Raw genomic sequence first — 16982 nt, forward strand, 5'->3', positions numbered from 1 at the left:
CTTGCGTCGCTAGAGGATACCAAAGGGGGCCACCCAGTGTAAAGGCACCGCTTCGCTTAGAACTAGTAATTTCATATAAAAGGTAGTATTAACATGACAAAAATATGTAAGCTTGGTAAAGTTAACCGAAGGACTCATTTATTAGAATCTATACAATTGAAATGAGTGTCTAAGTTTAATATCAGGAGTTGGATAATAATGAGCGAACATAAATTTTTACCTGATCAACACCATTTTGAACATATTAGAAAGAGGCTTTGGTCAGGTAGAGAGTATGGAAGTGTCTCAGTAATGGTTGGTTCAGGGTTTAGTTTAAATGCAGATAAAATATCAAAGAAAGCAAATTCATTTCTATTGTGGGGAGAACTTGTAGATTTAATGAAAAAAGATTTATATCCTGGTGAAGATAGAGAAGGAGGCTATTCTACGAGTGATGCATTAAAGCTTGCAAGTGAGTATGAATTAGTATTTGGTAGGAAATCTCTTGAAGACCTCCTAGTAAAAGCTCTTCCCGATGAAAATTATGTACCAGGAAGACTACATAAATTATTCCTTTCATTACCATGGTCAGATGTATTTACAACAAACTATGACACTTTGCTAGAGAGAACTTTACCATTTATCCATGATAAAAAGTACGATGTTGTTTTAACCGCTTCCGATCTTCCCAGTCAAACTAAACCGCGAATAGTGAAGTTACACGGAAGTTTTCCTTCTCATAGACCATTTATCATAAGCGAAGAAGATTATAGAACCTACCCCAAAAAATATGCTGCGTTTGTAAATACTGTTCAACAATCAGTTATGGAAAATACGCTATGCTTAATTGGTTTTTCTGGCGATGACCCTAATTTCCTAAATTGGATTGGATGGGTACGTGATAACCTTGGCAGCGATACGCCATCTATCTATTTTATTGGTTTTATAACATCGACTCAAAGGAGAACTTTAGAATCTAGAGGGATTATCCCGATAGATTTATCACCCTTATTTCCTAAAGTGGAATTTCCTGGTGTTTTAAGATACCAAAAAGCCTTAGAATGGACTTTATTAAATTTAAAAAATGGTAAAACTCCAGATGTTATGAGCTGGCCAAGTTCATTTAAAGTTGTCTATGATAAACCAAGTGAAGGATTACCGTATATTCCTAAAGGTCCGACTATATTAACTGACTTGGGGGAAAGGAGACCTCAAAAAACAAAACTAGAAAGAGAAGATCTGCTTCTCATTTCTCAGATGTGGAAAAACAAAAGACTTGAGTACCCTGGGTGGGTAATTGCTCCAAAAGAAGCTAGGGATAAGATATGGAATTATACTGATGAATGGATAGATCCAGTATTAAACTCTCTAGAAGAACTCTCTTTGGATGAACAACTATTTATGCTATACGAATTAAATTGGAGAATTGAAATTTCTTTAAGACCTCTATTTTTAAATTGGGTAGATAAGATCGCACCTGTCATTAAGTCGATTAATCCCTTTGTAAATAAACAAGAAGGCGATTGTAAAGAAGTAGTATTAAGTCCACTTAAAGAACCTAAGCAAAATATTGACTGGTATGCTATTCAAGAATGCTGGGTGGAATTAGCTTTTTCACTTGCTAGAGTTTCAAGAGAAGATCAAGATCGTGATCGCTTTTTTTTATGGATGGAAAAATTAAAACCAGTTTTAAGTCAAAGTACTGAGTGGTTAGCCATGTGGTATTATGAAAAATGTCTATTTTATTTAATTAATTTTGATCAAAAAAATATTTTAGAGGTGCTAGAGGAATGGCCTGTAACTGACGAGCTTCCATTTTGGGAGGTCAAACGTGCATCAGTACTTGCAGAGCTAGGTGAATTAAAGGAATCAGAAAAGATAGGAGAGGCTTCTTTAGCTAAAATACGAATGAGAATTAAAGCAAATAAGGTTGATTTTTCGCTTTTATCTCAAGAGGGTTGGACAATGGTTCTGTTAAAAGCCTTAAAAGATAGTCGCTGCTGGGATAGGGAGGCTTCAAGCCACTATCGTGATAGATGGGCTTTGCTTAGCAAGTATCATTGTAATCCGTGGCAAGAAATTGAGATTCTAAGTTCGATACTTAAATCTTCTGAACCAGATACTTCACCTACAAAAAGAACTTCAAAAGGTTTTGATCCAGGCACTATAACACAACATTCCTCTCTGGGGGAAAGAAATGTAGACAAAATTCACTTGGCGTTTTCTTTTTTAAAGCTAATTGATAATGCGGGGATTCCGATAATAATTGGAAATGTAGGAATGTTTACAAATCAAGTAATTAATTGTGCCAAGTGGATTGAACCTTATTCACCTCTTTGGGCCATTAGTTTTACAATTAGGGCAGAAAAAGAAAAGGAAATAGCTAAATGGTTTGATCGCATTCGTGTGGCGAATTTAACTCAGGATGAAGTTAATCACTTTTACAGTTTATTTCTAACTTCTCTCGAGCAGGGATTAAATAATACAAATAGAGATAGCTTTTCAAGGAGACATTTAGGGAATTTACTCCAAATAATGTCCAGAATTAGTTTTAGATTTTCAAGTGAACAACTTAATCAATTATTCATCATTGGAATTAAGATAGTTCAAGCTAAACATCTACGTTACGATCATAATCTTTATCGTCATCTAAATTATTTATTTAGGCGGATCTTATTCGCAATGAGTGATAAAGAAAAAGTTGAAGTTATACCCGAATTACTTAGTTTTCCGTTACCTGGCGAAGGTACAGTGCAAGAAGAGAATGAGTTTATTGAACCATTCTATTTTATTAATTGGTCAAAAGATTTTAAGTTAAATCATAGTTTTGATAATTCATCTTGGTCAGTTCATATAAAAAAATTAATTAAAGTAGCTTTTGAAGGTACAAAAGAGGGAAGAGCAATGGCTGTTATGAGATTAATAAAGCTTCACGATATAGGTGGTTTAACTATTGAGGAAAGAGAGGAGCTTGCCCGTGCTCTTTGGTCAAAGACAGATGAGGCAGGTTTCCCAAAAGACATTAATTTTTATAAATCCTTATTTCTAAAATTGCCTCAATTAGAAGAAGGGATGGCAAAAGAGAGATTAAAAAAGTACTTATTAACAACTGATTTTCCATATATTTTTCACAGAAAAGGAAAAGCTGAAGAGGTAAAAGGGAGTGGTATATCTTATTCGGGTGCAACTGATTTTGAGCATTATATGTATGACTGGATAAGTAGTAAGGGGCCATTAGTTAATAACGAGGAATTAGATAAATATATAGACTGGGAAGAAAAAAACATAATTGAATTACTAGAAAAAGTAATTCACTGGTGGAAAGTTGAAAAGAGCGATTTATTGAATTGGAATACTAGCATTATACCTACTCATCCTAAAAAACATGTTGAACATGTAATTATTTTATTACAACGTATCATTATTCCAAAGCTTAGAAAAGACGATAGAGGGAGCAAGTGTAAGGTTGTGCAATTACTGAATGAGATGGAAGAGTCCGGTTTTTGTATCCTGCCTATATTACCAGCGACTTTATATATCGATTTATTTAAGCCCGAAGAAATATTTAAAAGACTAAGTGTAGGGCTAAATTCAATTGATGATTATACTGTGCGGTCTTCACTGATAGGCATAGAATATTGGTTGATTAGTGAAATTAATGACTGCATCTCCTCGGTGCCTAAAGAATTAATAGACGATTGGATTTATAAGATCTATAGTCGTAGACAACCTTGTTTAGATGTGGCAATAAATAAACTTATAAGCTCACTCAATAAATTCCCGAATTTATTGAGTGAAGTCCACAGGGGTTGGCTCAGTAACGCACTAGAATTTTTGTTAGATGAGACTGACCTCTCTATTCTTAAAGATAGAGAAAAGGGATTGAGATATTTACCGATCTCAGAAGACAATATCCCTGAGTATAGAGCAGTGTCTTCTAAACTTGCGCATAGCCTATACCAAATGTATACAATTCAAGAAAGAGAGATCCCTTCAATAGTTAAGAAATGGAAAGAGGTTTCTGGAAGTGATCCTTTACCTGAAGTGAGAAAAATATGGGAACAGAGTAGTATGCTTTAATATTGTTTTCTTATTGTAAGAAGAACTTTCTTTATAAGCGAAGATTAAATTAACAGTTTAGTGCTTCTTACCATATTGATTCTTGCAGATCCTTTTCAAAACCCTATCTAAGGTTAATCGAATACCTATGGCCAGAGAATGAACAATTCAAAGCAATTTAATAGAATTAAAGAAGTATGTGCTTGTCACACAAAGAAAGACCTTTGTTGACCTAACCACCACATAGCCGGATCTGGAATGATGTCAAGGGCGACCGCAGGGAGAGCGAAGCTTGTACCCTTGACTTAATGGAAGAGGAGGCTAGACTTCCATTGGTCAACAGAAGGTTTACTTTTGTATTTATGTTTGAAGGGGGAATTCGTATGCGGGATAAAACTTTAATCTTTCTACTCAGCATAATAGCATTACTAACCTTTACAGGATGTAATGACAGCCAGGAGACGGTAATTGCTGATGAGGTCGAAGTAAATGAAAGTAATAATGATCATGATGAACTTAGTGATGATAATGCAGTAGAGAATGAGTCTGATAATGACACCGATAATGTAGAGACAGGCATTGAAAGTGCTGCTAATGAAAACGAGGAAGAAAATGAGGTTAATACTGAGGAAAATCCAAGAGATGGACCAGAAGCGGTAGAAATAGATGACCTAGAGTTATTAAAGGTCCATTTTATTGATGTGGGACAGGCCGACGCCACTTTATTTGAGTTTTCATATCAAGGTGAGGATTTTAAAATTCTTTTTGATACAGGTAATTGGAATCGTAGTGATGTCATTAATTATTTAAATAGTTTAGGAGTCCAAAGCATTGATATTGTGGTCGGCTCACATCCTCATGCAGATCATATTGGCCAGTTAGATAGAGTGGTTACTGAGTTTGATGTAGGGGAGGTATGGATGTCTGGAGATACCAACACCTCACAAAATTATCAAAATGTAATGGATGCAATTGAATCAAGTGGTGTTGAGTATCATGAGCCACGTGCTGGTGAAATCTATGATGTTGGACCTCTGGAAGTAACTGTACTTAATCCAGCGAGCGTTAATGGTAACTTAAATGAAGGGTCCGTAGCTCTTCTATTTAAATATGGTGAAACTTCATTTATTCTCACTGGAGATGTAGAAGCTCAAAATGAACAATCAATTTTAAGTCGTGGATTCGATCTTGATGCAGATGTATTGCAGCTTGGGCATCATGGTTCTAATACATCTACTACTGAACCATTCCTAAATGCGGTTAGCCCATCCATTGCTATTGTATCAGCAGGAGAGAATAATCAATATGGACATCCACATGATGAAGTTATAGCGCGCGTTACTAATGCAGGCGCAGAGATTTATGCCACATATAAACATGGGACAATTATAATAGAATCAGATGGACAATCTTTAAATGTTCTAACGAAAGAAGATGGAACAGTATCGCCAGCATCTTCTAGCCAACAAAATAGTTCAAGTGAACCTGCAACTTCGGAACCTATTGAAAGTGAAGAACAAGAGGAGGATCAACCTACACCGACTGCTAGTGAGGATGGTTCATGTATAGATATTAATTCTGCTAGCTTATCAGAGCTTGAAGGTATTAAGCACATTGGACCGGAGAGAGCAGAGGCTTTAGTTGATTTAAGACCGTTTAGCTCAGTAGATGATTTAACAAGAGTAAGTGGAATTGCTGCAGGTTAGCAGATATTAAAGCTGAAGGAAAAGCTTGCGTGAGGTGATAAGGATGAAGGTTAACGGAGTGTTAGATCGAATTGAAGATGGAAAGTATGGAGTTATTTTAGTCGAAGAGCATGGTAAGGAGTATGTGGTAAATAAAGAGCTGCTGCCTGATGGAGTTAGCGAGGGTGATTGGTTAACTTTGCTTGTTGAAGAAGATGAAGTACAGAGTGTTGAGGTTGATCGAGAGAAGACTGATAGTGTGAAGAAGAAGGTGGAAGCGCAGGTTAAGAGGTTGAGGAAGAGGAGTAAAGGCAGTAGGTTTAAACGTTAGAATGTTTTGGGGGAATTTAAACTTAATCTGATTATCTTTTTATCGTTAGAAAAGCGTATTTTATTCTTAAAAACATGAAAAATTATTAATGGGACAGGAGGAACTATTTTGTCAGAAGAATCATTTGAAATTGAATTAGAGAAGTTAGAGACCCTAACACCAGATAAGGATTATGACGAGAAAAAGATTAACTATATAAGTACAATTGATTGGGCAATTAAGAATGATGAAATACAGAACATAGCAATTACTGGAAGTTACGGTTCGGGAAAAAGTAGTATTATAAACACTTTTATAGAAAGACACCCCAAACAAGAAGAAATTATTGATATTTCTGTAGCTAGCTTTAACTCTGAATATAAGAATAAATTAGATATAGAGTTAGATGAAATGGGAGAGAGTAAAAATAATATCACGGTTGAAAACCTTTTAGAACAATATATAATGCAACAGATGTTTTATAAAGTCTCACCTGCTAAGATTCCACTTTCGCGATTTTCTAGGATAATTGAAAAAGAAAGTATAAAAGCATCTGAAATATTCTACTCTATTATATTAATTTTATTAATTTATATCTTTTTTAAATATAATATCATAGATTACTTCATATTGGATTTTATAAATGAATGGAACTATTTACAGGTAGGAACATATTTCCCCCCATTAATACTTATAGGTGGATTTATATTTGTGGTTTGGAGAATTAATGAGCTTACTTCTCTGTTTAGAAATATAACATTGAGGCGGTTAGAAGTTGGTAGCGCAGCGATCGACATTACCCCCAAAGAAAGTCCGTCAATTTTTAATCGATATATTGATGAATTAATCTATTTTTTTAAAAGTACTGAATATAGAATTCTAATATTCGAAGATTTAGATAGGTTTAACAATTTGGAAATTTTCGAAAGGTTAAGAGACTTAAATAATCTATTAAATAATAATGAAGAGCTAAAAGATAGAAAAATAGTATTTATATATGCTTTAAGAGATGATATTTTTTCTTTTGAGGATACAATGGATGAAGCTCAAAATCGAACAAAATTTTTTGACTTCATTATCCCGACAGTAAAGATCGTTAACTCTTCTAACTCAGAAAATATTTTGCTGAAGAATTTAGGGGGGGACAAAAACCATAATATTTCGAACCAGCTCATTCAGGCTACGTCTTTATACATTAATGACATGAGACTACTTAAAAATATATGTAATGAATTTTATATTATGAAAGCAACTCTAAATAACAATTATTTAGATGATTCAAAAATTTTTTCAATGACCATATATAAAAATATTTACCCTAAAGATTATATACAATTGTTAAATAATCAAGGTATCTTATTTGATATATTTAATAATAATGACCGCTATTATAATAACGTTAGTGAAGATATTAAAAATAGTATTGAAGATTTGCGACAAGTTTTAAGTAATATTCCAAACGAAATAGCGGAAACAGTCGAGGAGTTAAGGTATTTATTTCTTCATAGACGCAATATAAATGATAATAACCTAAAAATTAAAGTTAAAGGCACAAATAAGACCTTTATTTTTTCAAATGTAAAAGGTTTTGAAGATTTCTTAGACTATATAATTGAGTATAGAAAAGAGAATGCTAATATTACTTTAGTTGATGTAACTCGCAACTTTAATAACTCAGAATTTTCGCTTGAAGATTTTGTTACTATTAATGGTAAATTCTCAGATATATCCATTAGTTATAAATCAGTAAAAGTTAAGCTAGGACAAAATAAAGAAAAGATACAAGAAAAAATAAAATCTGGTGAAAGAGAATTATATCATATAAAATCCTTTTCTCTTAATGAGTTATATAGTAGATATAAAGCAAAAACAGGGATAAATTTCTATGAGAGGGACTTACTTAGGTATTTGGTAATTGATGGATGGATAGATGAGAATTACAATGACTATCTCACTTATTTTTATGAAGGTGTTTTACCTAAATCTGATATTGATTTTACAAAGTCTTTCTATACAGGTGATTTTAAGAAGCACGACTATAAACTGAAAAATGTGCCCAGGTTATTGAAAAAGATTCCTGGTGAAAAATTAAATAGTAAAGGTGTATTTAATTATTACTTCTTAAATTATTTATTCAGTAAATGGAATTCAAATATTACTCATTCAGATGAGGAGAGAGCTAAAAGAAAGATAGTTAGTGAATATATCGATGATAATGTAATAGAATTAATTTGCTTTCTTAATGAATATGTCGGTGAGAAAGATAATTACTTATTAGTTTCGCAATTAATAAAGAGCTTAGAAAAAAGCAAATCAATAATATGGAAAGAAATTATATCTAACGGGAGTAATGAACTGGATTATATCAATGTATTTATAGAAATGTTTAATAAAGAAGAGTTGAGTTCCTTTAATCATTGCTCAGTAATTACTCGGTATATTTCTGAAAGCTCTTCTTTTTTAAAGTGGAAGAATATACATGAGGTTAAGGATTGGGGAGAAAAATTAGAATATATAGGAGTAAAGTTTATAAAGTTAGAACATGAAGAAAACATAAATGCATTAGAAATAATTACAAGGCTGGGACTGTATGAATTAAACTTTGATATGTTACAAATTATTCTCGGTAACCCTATACAGATAACCTATGAGCATGTTGAGAAAAACAGTGCTAACGTTGCCGAGCGGATCGAAGAGGAAATGGATAACTTTGTAAAGGCATTAGTTCATCAGAGTAACTATATAGAAAGAGAAGAGTATCTTATCAGGCTGTTAGATCATCCGGATGTTGAGAATGAAAATAAGAAGGAACTTATAAAAAAATGGGACGGGTTATTAAGAGATCTTGAGGAAATTAAAGAAGAAGAATTATTAGCGATGTTTATTTCACAAAAAAAGGCTGAACCAAATTGGAATAATATCCTGCATTATTTAAGATCATTTGGTAATAGGTCAATTAAAGGGTACGAAGAATTAATCTCTTTTATTACTTATAAATCTAATATAGAAGTATTAAGGGATAAATATAATGACTTAACTCTTTCGGAACATAATAAAGAACAATTAAAGATGTTCAATGAATTATTACTTATAAGCCCTCATTTAAATAGAGGAGAAATTGAAAGGTTATTATTTTTCTTAACCCCTAGCAATAAGGTGGATATTGAATTGCTAAATATAGATAGAGTAAGAACCCTAGTTGAATTTAACTTACTAGAATTAAACCCAACATATTACAAAACTATATTAGATCAATTTGAAGACATTAAATTAGCTGCAACATATCTTAATTTCTTTGTAAAGGATAGACTTATCGATGTTATAAGCATGCCCCTGAATTATGATGTATTTTATGAAATCTTAAAGAAGGTCGAAGCGGAATATCTCATTGATATAATAGACACCACTTTAAATAGAGACTTAGATTTTGATGTAGATAAAGAAATTCTTATGATAATTTTAAACCGTGTTACCTCAAGTGAAATTAATAATAATAAGTTATTTAATATTTTACTGACCAGTTCTTCCGTTACTAATGGTGGGAAAATCTTCTTATTAGAAAATCATTCTAAATTAAATATTCAAATCACTAGTGATGCAGCTGATTCGATAAGCAAAATTATGAGCTTAATAAATATTAGTATGCGGAATGATCTGCTAGAATCTATCTTGAATTCAGCCCTAGTAGATGATGAGGTTATAGAATCTAGTTTAACCGAATATGTAGATCAAACTGAGTTTATAGAAGATAGTGTTTTTTCCCTTATAGCTAAACGTTTTTACGAAATTGGACGGATAACTTTAGAAAAAGATACTTATCTCAGACTTCTTAAAAAATCTAAGAATGAAAGGATAGTGGCTAGGTTATTACTCATTGGTATAAATCAGTTCAATATTAGAGATGAAGATTACTATAATCTAATGAGCTCGTTAAATACAAAGCATAAACAACTCTCATTAAATGGTGAAAGAAATAAGACTCTAACATATTTTGAGGAAAACCTCGAACTAATAAGATATTTAGCTGATGAGAGAAAATATGTAAGTTCGTTCACAGAGAATGATGAAAAAATCACCTTTAATGTTAGCAGAAATTTTAATAATTGATTAAAGGTATTTCTTAGGTGGGAGCTTCTTTATTCTACATTGTTTTATATCTCTGCTCTCTAGCAAGGAAGAGTTCAAGACGTTTAATGAAGCGTTTAATAACTACATTTGACCATATCCGAAATTTCAACTTAATGAATAAGGATGTTTAAAGAGAAAAGCAGCCTCCAGTACTCCCTATAATATCTATTGTTAAACATTTTTAAAATGGTTATTAGCGTAAATGATAACCCACAAAAAAGTTGGCGGTATGGCCATATGTAAATAAAAAAAGATTGCCATGTATTAAGCTGGCAATCTTTTTTGTGCGCCAATATTTAAAATTATACATTAACCTTTCTAGGTTGTTATCTTGGCTTAAATATTAAAGAAATACTTTGCTTATAATTTTCTGAATTAGATTTAAGAAAGACAAACCAAAAATGTATTGACTCAATTATCAGAAAAGTCTATACTAAAGCGGAGCACAGATGACTAACTGTTGCACATATGTGCAAAATAATTATTGTGCATGTGAACTTAACATATTAAAGGTTAGATAGGAGGCTGGGTAATGTCTAACTGGGAAGAAAGACGTTTACTTGTAAAAGTTGCACAAATGTATTACGAGGAAGACATGACTCAAAATGAAATATCTAAGGAACTAGGGATATACCGTACAACAATTGGAAGAATGCTGAAAAAAGCACGAAAAGAAGGCATTGTGCAAATTCACATAGATAATACTTCTTATGAAACTTTCGAATTAGAAACAAAAATAAAAAAGGTCTTTCAGCTTAAAGACGTAATTATTGTTCCAAATAATAATCACGATTCTGACGAAAAAAGAAAAGCTGCACTTGGTTACGCCACATTAGAGTTGATGAATCGAATTATAAAAGATGATGATACAGTTGGTTTTGCTTGGGGGAAAACCTTGGGAAGTATGATTGAACAGCCCATGGAATACAAGCCAAAAAAGGTTGATTTTGTACCGTTAGTCGGAGGTCCTGGAACATTAGATAGTAAATACCATGTAAATACAATTATATATAATGTTGCAAATACTTTTGGTGGCTCATCTCACTTTATAGATGCTGCTGCGGTTGTTGAAAAAAAAGAAACTAAAAACGATATTGTTACTTCTAATTTCTTTAAGAAGATCCTGGACATGTGGCAAAAATTAAATATTGCAGTAGTTGGAATTGGTGCCCCACTCGCATCATCGAATATGATTTGGACAGGATTTTATGGTGATAAGGAAATAGATGAACTTAACAACTTGGACGCAGTAGGTGATATATGTTCGAGATTCTATGATATTAATGGTCAGGTAATAGAGTCTGAAGTAGCAGAAAGAACTGTAGCCATTGAATTAGACCGGTTAAAGGAACTTGAATATTCGATTGGAGTTGCGGAATCGGCAAATAAAGTACCATCTATTTTAGGCGCTTTAAGAGGTAAGTATGTCAATGTTCTAATTACCAATGAAAGTACAGCAGAAGAACTATTAAAAAAGATCTAACTTTTTGGAGTTCAATGTAAACGTAATCAATTTTATAAATAGACAGTTTTGAGGTACTGGAGGTCAAACAATGTTTATCTACTTAATTATTTTAGTTGGGATAGCATGGCTTGTTCAAAGTTTTTTAGGTTTTTTTCAAATTAAAAATTTTAATAAAAATTTCAGCTTTTTAAGACAAAAAGGAAGAGTCGCGATCGGAAGAAAGAGAGGGTTATTTAAAGCTGGTACAGTCGTTCTTATTGCTATTAACAATGGTAATAAAATAATAGAAGCGAGAAAAATGCAAGGGGTTACGGTGTTTTCACGCGTGAAACCTATGAAAGGATTAGATGGCAAAGACTTGCTTAAACTCACAAAGCAAGACTTGCAAATATATGATCAATTGACAGTTGCTGCAATTCAAGATGCAGTAGCAAACGTCAAGATTATTTCTAAGGGAGGTGAGATCCCTATCCAGAAGAGTTTGTTCGAACGTTTAGCACAAAAAATAACTTTAAAAAGAGGGGTGAACTAGTATGGAATATATTACTATGTTAGCTGATGGTTTTATGGGTTTGTTTGAACGAGGTGGCGAGGTATTTGTTGATCTTGTCACAGGTATTGTTCCTTTATTAATTTGTTTGCTCGTTGCAATGAATGCGGTTGTTCGTTTAGTTGGGACAGAAAGAGTAGAACGTCTTGCAGCGAAGTCAGGGAAAAATGTTATTGCTAGATATCTATTCCTACCTGTGTTTGGTACGTTTTTCTTTGCGAATCCAATGACACTGTCATTAGGTAGATTTTTACCAGAAAAACACAAGCCAGGTTATTATTCAGCGGCATCATTTTCTTGCCATACACACAACGGCTTGTTTCCACACGTAAATCCAGGAGAGCTATTCGTATTTTTAGGAATTGCATCGGGAATTACAGCGTTAGGACTACCAATTGCAGAGTTAGCAGTGATGTACTTTCTAGTAGGTGTGGTTACCAATTTTATGCGTGGTGTGGTTACTGATTGGACAGTGGCGTATGTATCAAAACAACAAAAAGTTCAACTAAAAGATACAGTCGATCTATAGGGAGGCATAAAATGTCAAAATACAATTCAGCTATTGTTCATGCGGGCCCCGGTGGTTTTGGTGGACCATTAAATATTATTGTAGATGAAAAGAAAAATAAGATTGTCTATATTACAGGTGGTAATCAACCAGATATTGCTCAAAAGCTTGCAGATATAACAGGTGCAGAGTTAGTTGATGGATTTAAAACAAAGGTACCAGATGATGAAACAGCTTGTGTCATTATTGACTGCGGTGGAACATTACGTTGTGGAATTTATCCTCAAAAGAGAATTCCAACCATTAATATTATGCCGACTGGACAAAGCGGACCATTAGCAAAATTTATAACAGAAGATATTTATGTTTCAGGAGTTAAAGTTAATAACATTGAAATGGCGAATGATGAAGTAGCAGCTGCAAATGCACAAAAAGAAAGCGCTTCTGTCAGCGAAACAGAAACGCAAGAGAATAAAACTAAACAATATAAGTATAGCACAGACAAAAAAATTAGTGAACAAGAGAAGCCTAAAGGAATAATGGTTAAAGTGGGAATGGGTATAGGGAATTTTACTAGTACCTTATTCCAAGCAGGTCGCGACACGATTGATACAGTCTTAAAAACGATCCTTCCATTTATGGCATTTGTCGCAATGCTTATTGGGGTTATTTTAGAAACAGGTATTGGTGATTTATTTGCTAACTTCCTATCGCCATATGCAGGGTCTTTACCCGGATTATTACTAATTTCATTAGTTTGTTCGTTCCCGCTTTTATCACCGTTTTTAGGACCAGGTGCAGTAATTGCTCAAGTTGTTGGTGTGTTAATTGGTACTGAGATTGGTCAAGGAAACATCCCGCCACAACTTGCATTACCAGCCCTATTTGCAATCAATTCACAGGCTGCTGCAGACTTTATCCCTGTAGGTTTAGGCTTAGCGGAAGCAGAACCCCAGACTGTTGAAGTTGGCGTTCCGGCAGTGCTATATTCTAGATTCTTAACCGGGGCACCAACCGTATTTGTAGCTTGGTTAGCAAGCTTTGCAATCTATACGGATTTCTAAGGTAAATAACAAGCATATTACCAATATAGAAAATATAAAAACAAGCAGGTGGAAGATATGAATAAAGTTTATTTTACAAATGTAACAAGTATCGGCCCTATGGCTCCTACTTTTTATGCAGATAAGATGATTATTCTTTTTAAGAGTGATGCACCAGAAGAATTAAAAGAATTTTGTATTGTTCATGAGAAGAATGAATTAAACGATGAAGTAGCCGTTGGAGATACATTCAAAATAGGCGAAATGGAGTACAAAGTAACAGCGGTCGGAGATGCTGTTAATAAAAACCTACGTGATTTAGGCCATATCACGATTAGATTTAATGGGAGTACGGAAGCGGATCTACCAGGTACCCTTTGTTTAGAAGATAAAGATATTAAAGAAATTAATGAGGGTGAGACACTTGAAATCGTCAGATAAAAAGAAAGTAGGAGTGGAGAAATTATGAGCCGATTACAAAATGTTGCAATTGTGGCAGGGGGAGGCCAAAATTTAGGGGAGGCACTTTCTCATCGTTTGGCTGAGGAAGGGTATAACGTAGTCGTAGCAGATCTTAATGAAGAAAACGCAATGACTGTTGCTGCAGATATTGAATCAAAGTTTTCTAGTAAAGCAGTTGGTATCAGAGTAGATTTAACAAATGAAGCAGAAGTAGCGTCTATGGTTGAGGAAACAGTTGCTGAGTTTGGTCAGATCGATCTATTAGTCTATAATGCAGGCTATGCGAAAAGTTCAAAAATCACTGACTTTGAATTAAATGCTTGGGAAGCATCAGTCGCTGTAAATTTAACAGGATACTTCTTATGCGCTCGTGAAGTTTCCAAAGTAATGATTGACCAAGGTTTCGGTAATATCATCCAAATCAACTCTAAGTCTGGAAAAGTAGGAAGTAAGCACAACTCTGGTTATTCTGCTTCAAAATTTGGAGGAGTAGGCCTAACACAAAGTCTAGCATTAGACCTTGCGGAACATAATATTCGAGTAAATGCTATCATGCCAGGAAATCTTCTCAGTTCTCCTATGTTCCAAAGTTTACTACCTCAATATGCAAAAAAACTTGGAATTCCTGAGAATGAAGTAGAACAAGTCTATATTGACAAGGTACCACTAAAGCGCGGTTGTGAGTATGATGACATTGCAAATGCTGTAATTTTTTATGCTTCGGATAAAGCAGCATATTGTACTGGACAATCAATAAACGTTACTGGTGGTCAAGTAATGTTCTAAGACAATAAAAGTCATTATGTTGTTAAAACATAATGGCTTTCTTCTATTAATAATTTAAGGAGGGGAACTTTTATGAAGATATTAATCGATTCAGCCAACATTCATAGTATAAAACAGTTATCCGATTATTACCAAATTGAAGGGGTTACTACTAATCCTACGATTCTAGCAAAGGAACAATCGGATTATCTTCAACAGTTAAGAGAAATTCGTCAATTAATCGGTGAGAATAAAATGCTTTTCGTTCAGACTATATCTGAAAATGCTACAGATATAGTCGAAGAAGCAAAGAAGATTATTTCTGAAATTGATGAGAATGTATATATTAAGGTGCCTGCAATTAGAGAAGGGTATAAAGCTATGAAAGAATTAAATCAATTGGGGATCGATACTTTGGCAACAGCTATATATACAGCTCAACAAGCTCTGATGGCTGCAAGGTGTGGGGCGGCTTATGTCGCTCCATATGTAAATCGTATTGATAATGTTTCCGGTGATGGGATTAAGGTTGTTTCAGAGATTATCGAATTATTTATTACACATCGATTAAAAACAGAGGTCTTAGCAGCAAGTTTTAAAAATGTTAATCAAGTGCACAAATGCAGTTTAGTAGGGGCACAATTTGTTACAGCTAGTCCAGACATCATTGAAGAACTTCATTTCCATCCTTGCTCTGAACTTAGTGTTGACCAATTTACTATAGACTGGAAAGAGCGCTTTGGTAAGCTTACAATTTAACATAATTATATGAGGTGAAGAAATGAAAGGGATAATATTTGATTTTGATGGCCTTATTTTTGATACAGAGACTCCACTTTATGAAGCATATCAACAGTTATTTAAAGAATATAATGCTGAATTACCACTTGAAAAGTTTGCTCAAATTGTAGGGACTGGACTAGATGAGTTTCACCCCTATAGATATTTGGAAGAACTGATTGGTCAACCTGTATTAGATGAAGATTTAGATCTGAAAATAGAGGAGTATCGTATGGAGGTATTAGGTGACGCCGACCTTCGAAAAGGAGTAAGAGACTATTTAGATCAAGCTAAACAACTAGAATTGAAGATCGCTTTGGCTTCTAGTTCTGAGCGAAGCTGGATTGATAGATGGTTAGCTCATCATAAAATTGACCACTATTTTTCAATCATCCGGACGAAGGATGATGTGCACAAAATTAAACCAGACCCAGAACTTTATGAACAAGCGGTGAAAGGGCTTGGGCTAAAAAAAGAAGATGTTTTGGTATTTGAAGATTCATTGAATGGATTAACTGCTGCAAGAAGAGCAGGTCTTTCTTGTGTTATTGTACCAAATCCAATCACTTCTCAGTTGCCGTTTGAAGATTACCAGTATAGGTTAACCTCCATGGAGGATATAGGGCTGGTTGAATTAATAAGAAATCTTAACGACAACCAACATATCCAGGCGCAGTGAGTAATCAGTTACGCGAGAAGGATATTGTACTCAGCATTTCATGGTGATATTGAACTGAATAACGATAATTTAATATCGCTGCGCGGCTTTAGACCGGATGAGATCGTTCAAGTATGCATAGATTCAGCACAGCTGAGTTTGTTCGACTTAGACAAAAAGAAATCGGGTGTTCAGATATTTAATGATAATATCAAACAGGTCATGTTGAAAGAAGAGAATATGAAGGTAGAAGAGGATTTAACGGAAGGTATTGAAATATTCGATGGTGACATCCCATTGCAGGATGGTAATTATGTGGTGGAGGAATTTAGGATATTAGAGAATATAAGAAATATAAAGAAGGTTTTGCACGTTCAGTGCAAGACCTTCTCTTAATGGGAGGTATTAATAATACCTTATGCCTTAATAGAATGGTGACCAGGAATATTATAAAGGTCATAAGCGATAGAATGGTGACCAGGGATATTATAGAGATCAAAAGCAATGGAATGATGACCAGGAATATTATAAAGGTCATAAGCGATAGAATGGTGACCAGGGATATTATAGAGATCAAAAGCAATGGAATG

General features: G+C 33.9%; 13 protein-coding genes. All 13 read left to right on the forward strand.

Annotated elements, in window-relative coordinates; all coding sequences use genetic code 11:
• The first annotated feature begins 198 nt into the window (after positions 1-198).
• The 13 genes from RYX56_RS12520 (at position 199) to RYX56_RS12580 (ending at position 16788) form a co-directional block, all read left to right on the forward strand.
• A complete protein-coding gene (locus RYX56_RS12520) occupies positions 199-4059 on the forward strand; it encodes an SIR2 family NAD-dependent protein deacylase (RefSeq protein ID WP_317122359.1) in 3861 nt (1286 codons plus the stop codon).
• Positions 4060-4421: 362 nt separating this feature from the next.
• Complete coding sequence (locus RYX56_RS12525; RefSeq protein WP_317122360.1) at positions 4422-5744, forward strand: MBL fold metallo-hydrolase; 1323 nt, start codon at positions 4422-4424, stop codon at positions 5742-5744.
• Positions 5745-5787: 43 nt separating this feature from the next.
• Positions 5788-6054, forward strand: coding sequence for a DUF3006 domain-containing protein (locus RYX56_RS12530; protein ID WP_317122361.1), 267 nt, complete (start codon positions 5788-5790; stop codon positions 6052-6054).
• A 108-nt stretch (positions 6055-6162) separates the two neighbouring features.
• Positions 6163-10140: a YobI family P-loop NTPase gene (locus tag RYX56_RS12535; RefSeq protein WP_317122362.1), complete on the forward strand. Its 3978-nt coding sequence runs from the start codon at positions 6163-6165 to the stop codon at positions 10138-10140.
• A 553-nt stretch (positions 10141-10693) separates the two neighbouring features.
• A complete protein-coding gene (locus RYX56_RS12540; RefSeq protein ID WP_317122363.1) occupies positions 10694-11644 on the forward strand; it encodes a sugar-binding transcriptional regulator in 951 nt (316 codons plus the stop codon).
• A gap of 70 nt (positions 11645-11714) precedes the next feature.
• A complete protein-coding gene (locus RYX56_RS12545; protein ID WP_317122364.1) occupies positions 11715-12158 on the forward strand; it encodes a transcriptional regulator GutM in 444 nt (147 codons plus the stop codon).
• 1 nt (position 12159) lies between these two features.
• Positions 12160-12705, forward strand: coding sequence for a PTS glucitol/sorbitol transporter subunit IIC (gene srlA, locus RYX56_RS12550; RefSeq protein ID WP_317122365.1), 546 nt, complete (start codon positions 12160-12162; stop codon positions 12703-12705).
• Positions 12706-12716: 11 nt separating this feature from the next.
• Positions 12717-13748 carry a PTS glucitol/sorbitol transporter subunit IIB gene (srlE, locus tag RYX56_RS12555; protein WP_317122366.1) on the forward strand — a complete coding sequence of 344 codons (1032 nt, stop codon included), beginning with the start codon at positions 12717-12719 and terminating at the stop codon, positions 13746-13748.
• A gap of 57 nt (positions 13749-13805) precedes the next feature.
• The gene (locus RYX56_RS12560; protein WP_317122367.1) at positions 13806-14168 is read left to right on the forward strand and encodes a PTS glucitol/sorbitol transporter subunit IIA; all 363 of its coding nucleotides are present in this window, start codon (positions 13806-13808) and stop codon (positions 14166-14168) included.
• Positions 14169-14192: 24 nt separating this feature from the next.
• Positions 14193-14975, forward strand: a complete 783-nt coding sequence (srlD, locus tag RYX56_RS12565; protein WP_317122368.1) for a sorbitol-6-phosphate dehydrogenase — start codon at positions 14193-14195, stop codon at positions 14973-14975.
• A gap of 72 nt (positions 14976-15047) precedes the next feature.
• On the forward strand, positions 15048-15713 hold the full coding sequence (locus RYX56_RS12570) for a transaldolase family protein (RefSeq protein WP_317122369.1): 666 nt from the start codon (positions 15048-15050) through the stop codon (positions 15711-15713).
• A gap of 22 nt (positions 15714-15735) precedes the next feature.
• A complete protein-coding gene (locus RYX56_RS12575) occupies positions 15736-16413 on the forward strand; it encodes an HAD family hydrolase (RefSeq protein ID WP_317122370.1) in 678 nt (225 codons plus the stop codon).
• 24 nt (positions 16414-16437) lie between these two features.
• Entirely contained in the window at positions 16438-16788 is a 351-nt protein-coding gene (locus RYX56_RS12580; protein WP_317122371.1) for a hypothetical protein, read from the forward strand.
• Positions 16789-16982: the final 194 nt, after the last annotated feature.

The sequence above is a fragment of the Alkalihalophilus lindianensis genome (genome assembly GCF_032843265.1).
Classification (GTDB): Bacteria; Bacillota; Bacilli; order Bacillales; family Bacillaceae_D; genus Alkalihalophilus; species Alkalihalophilus lindianensis.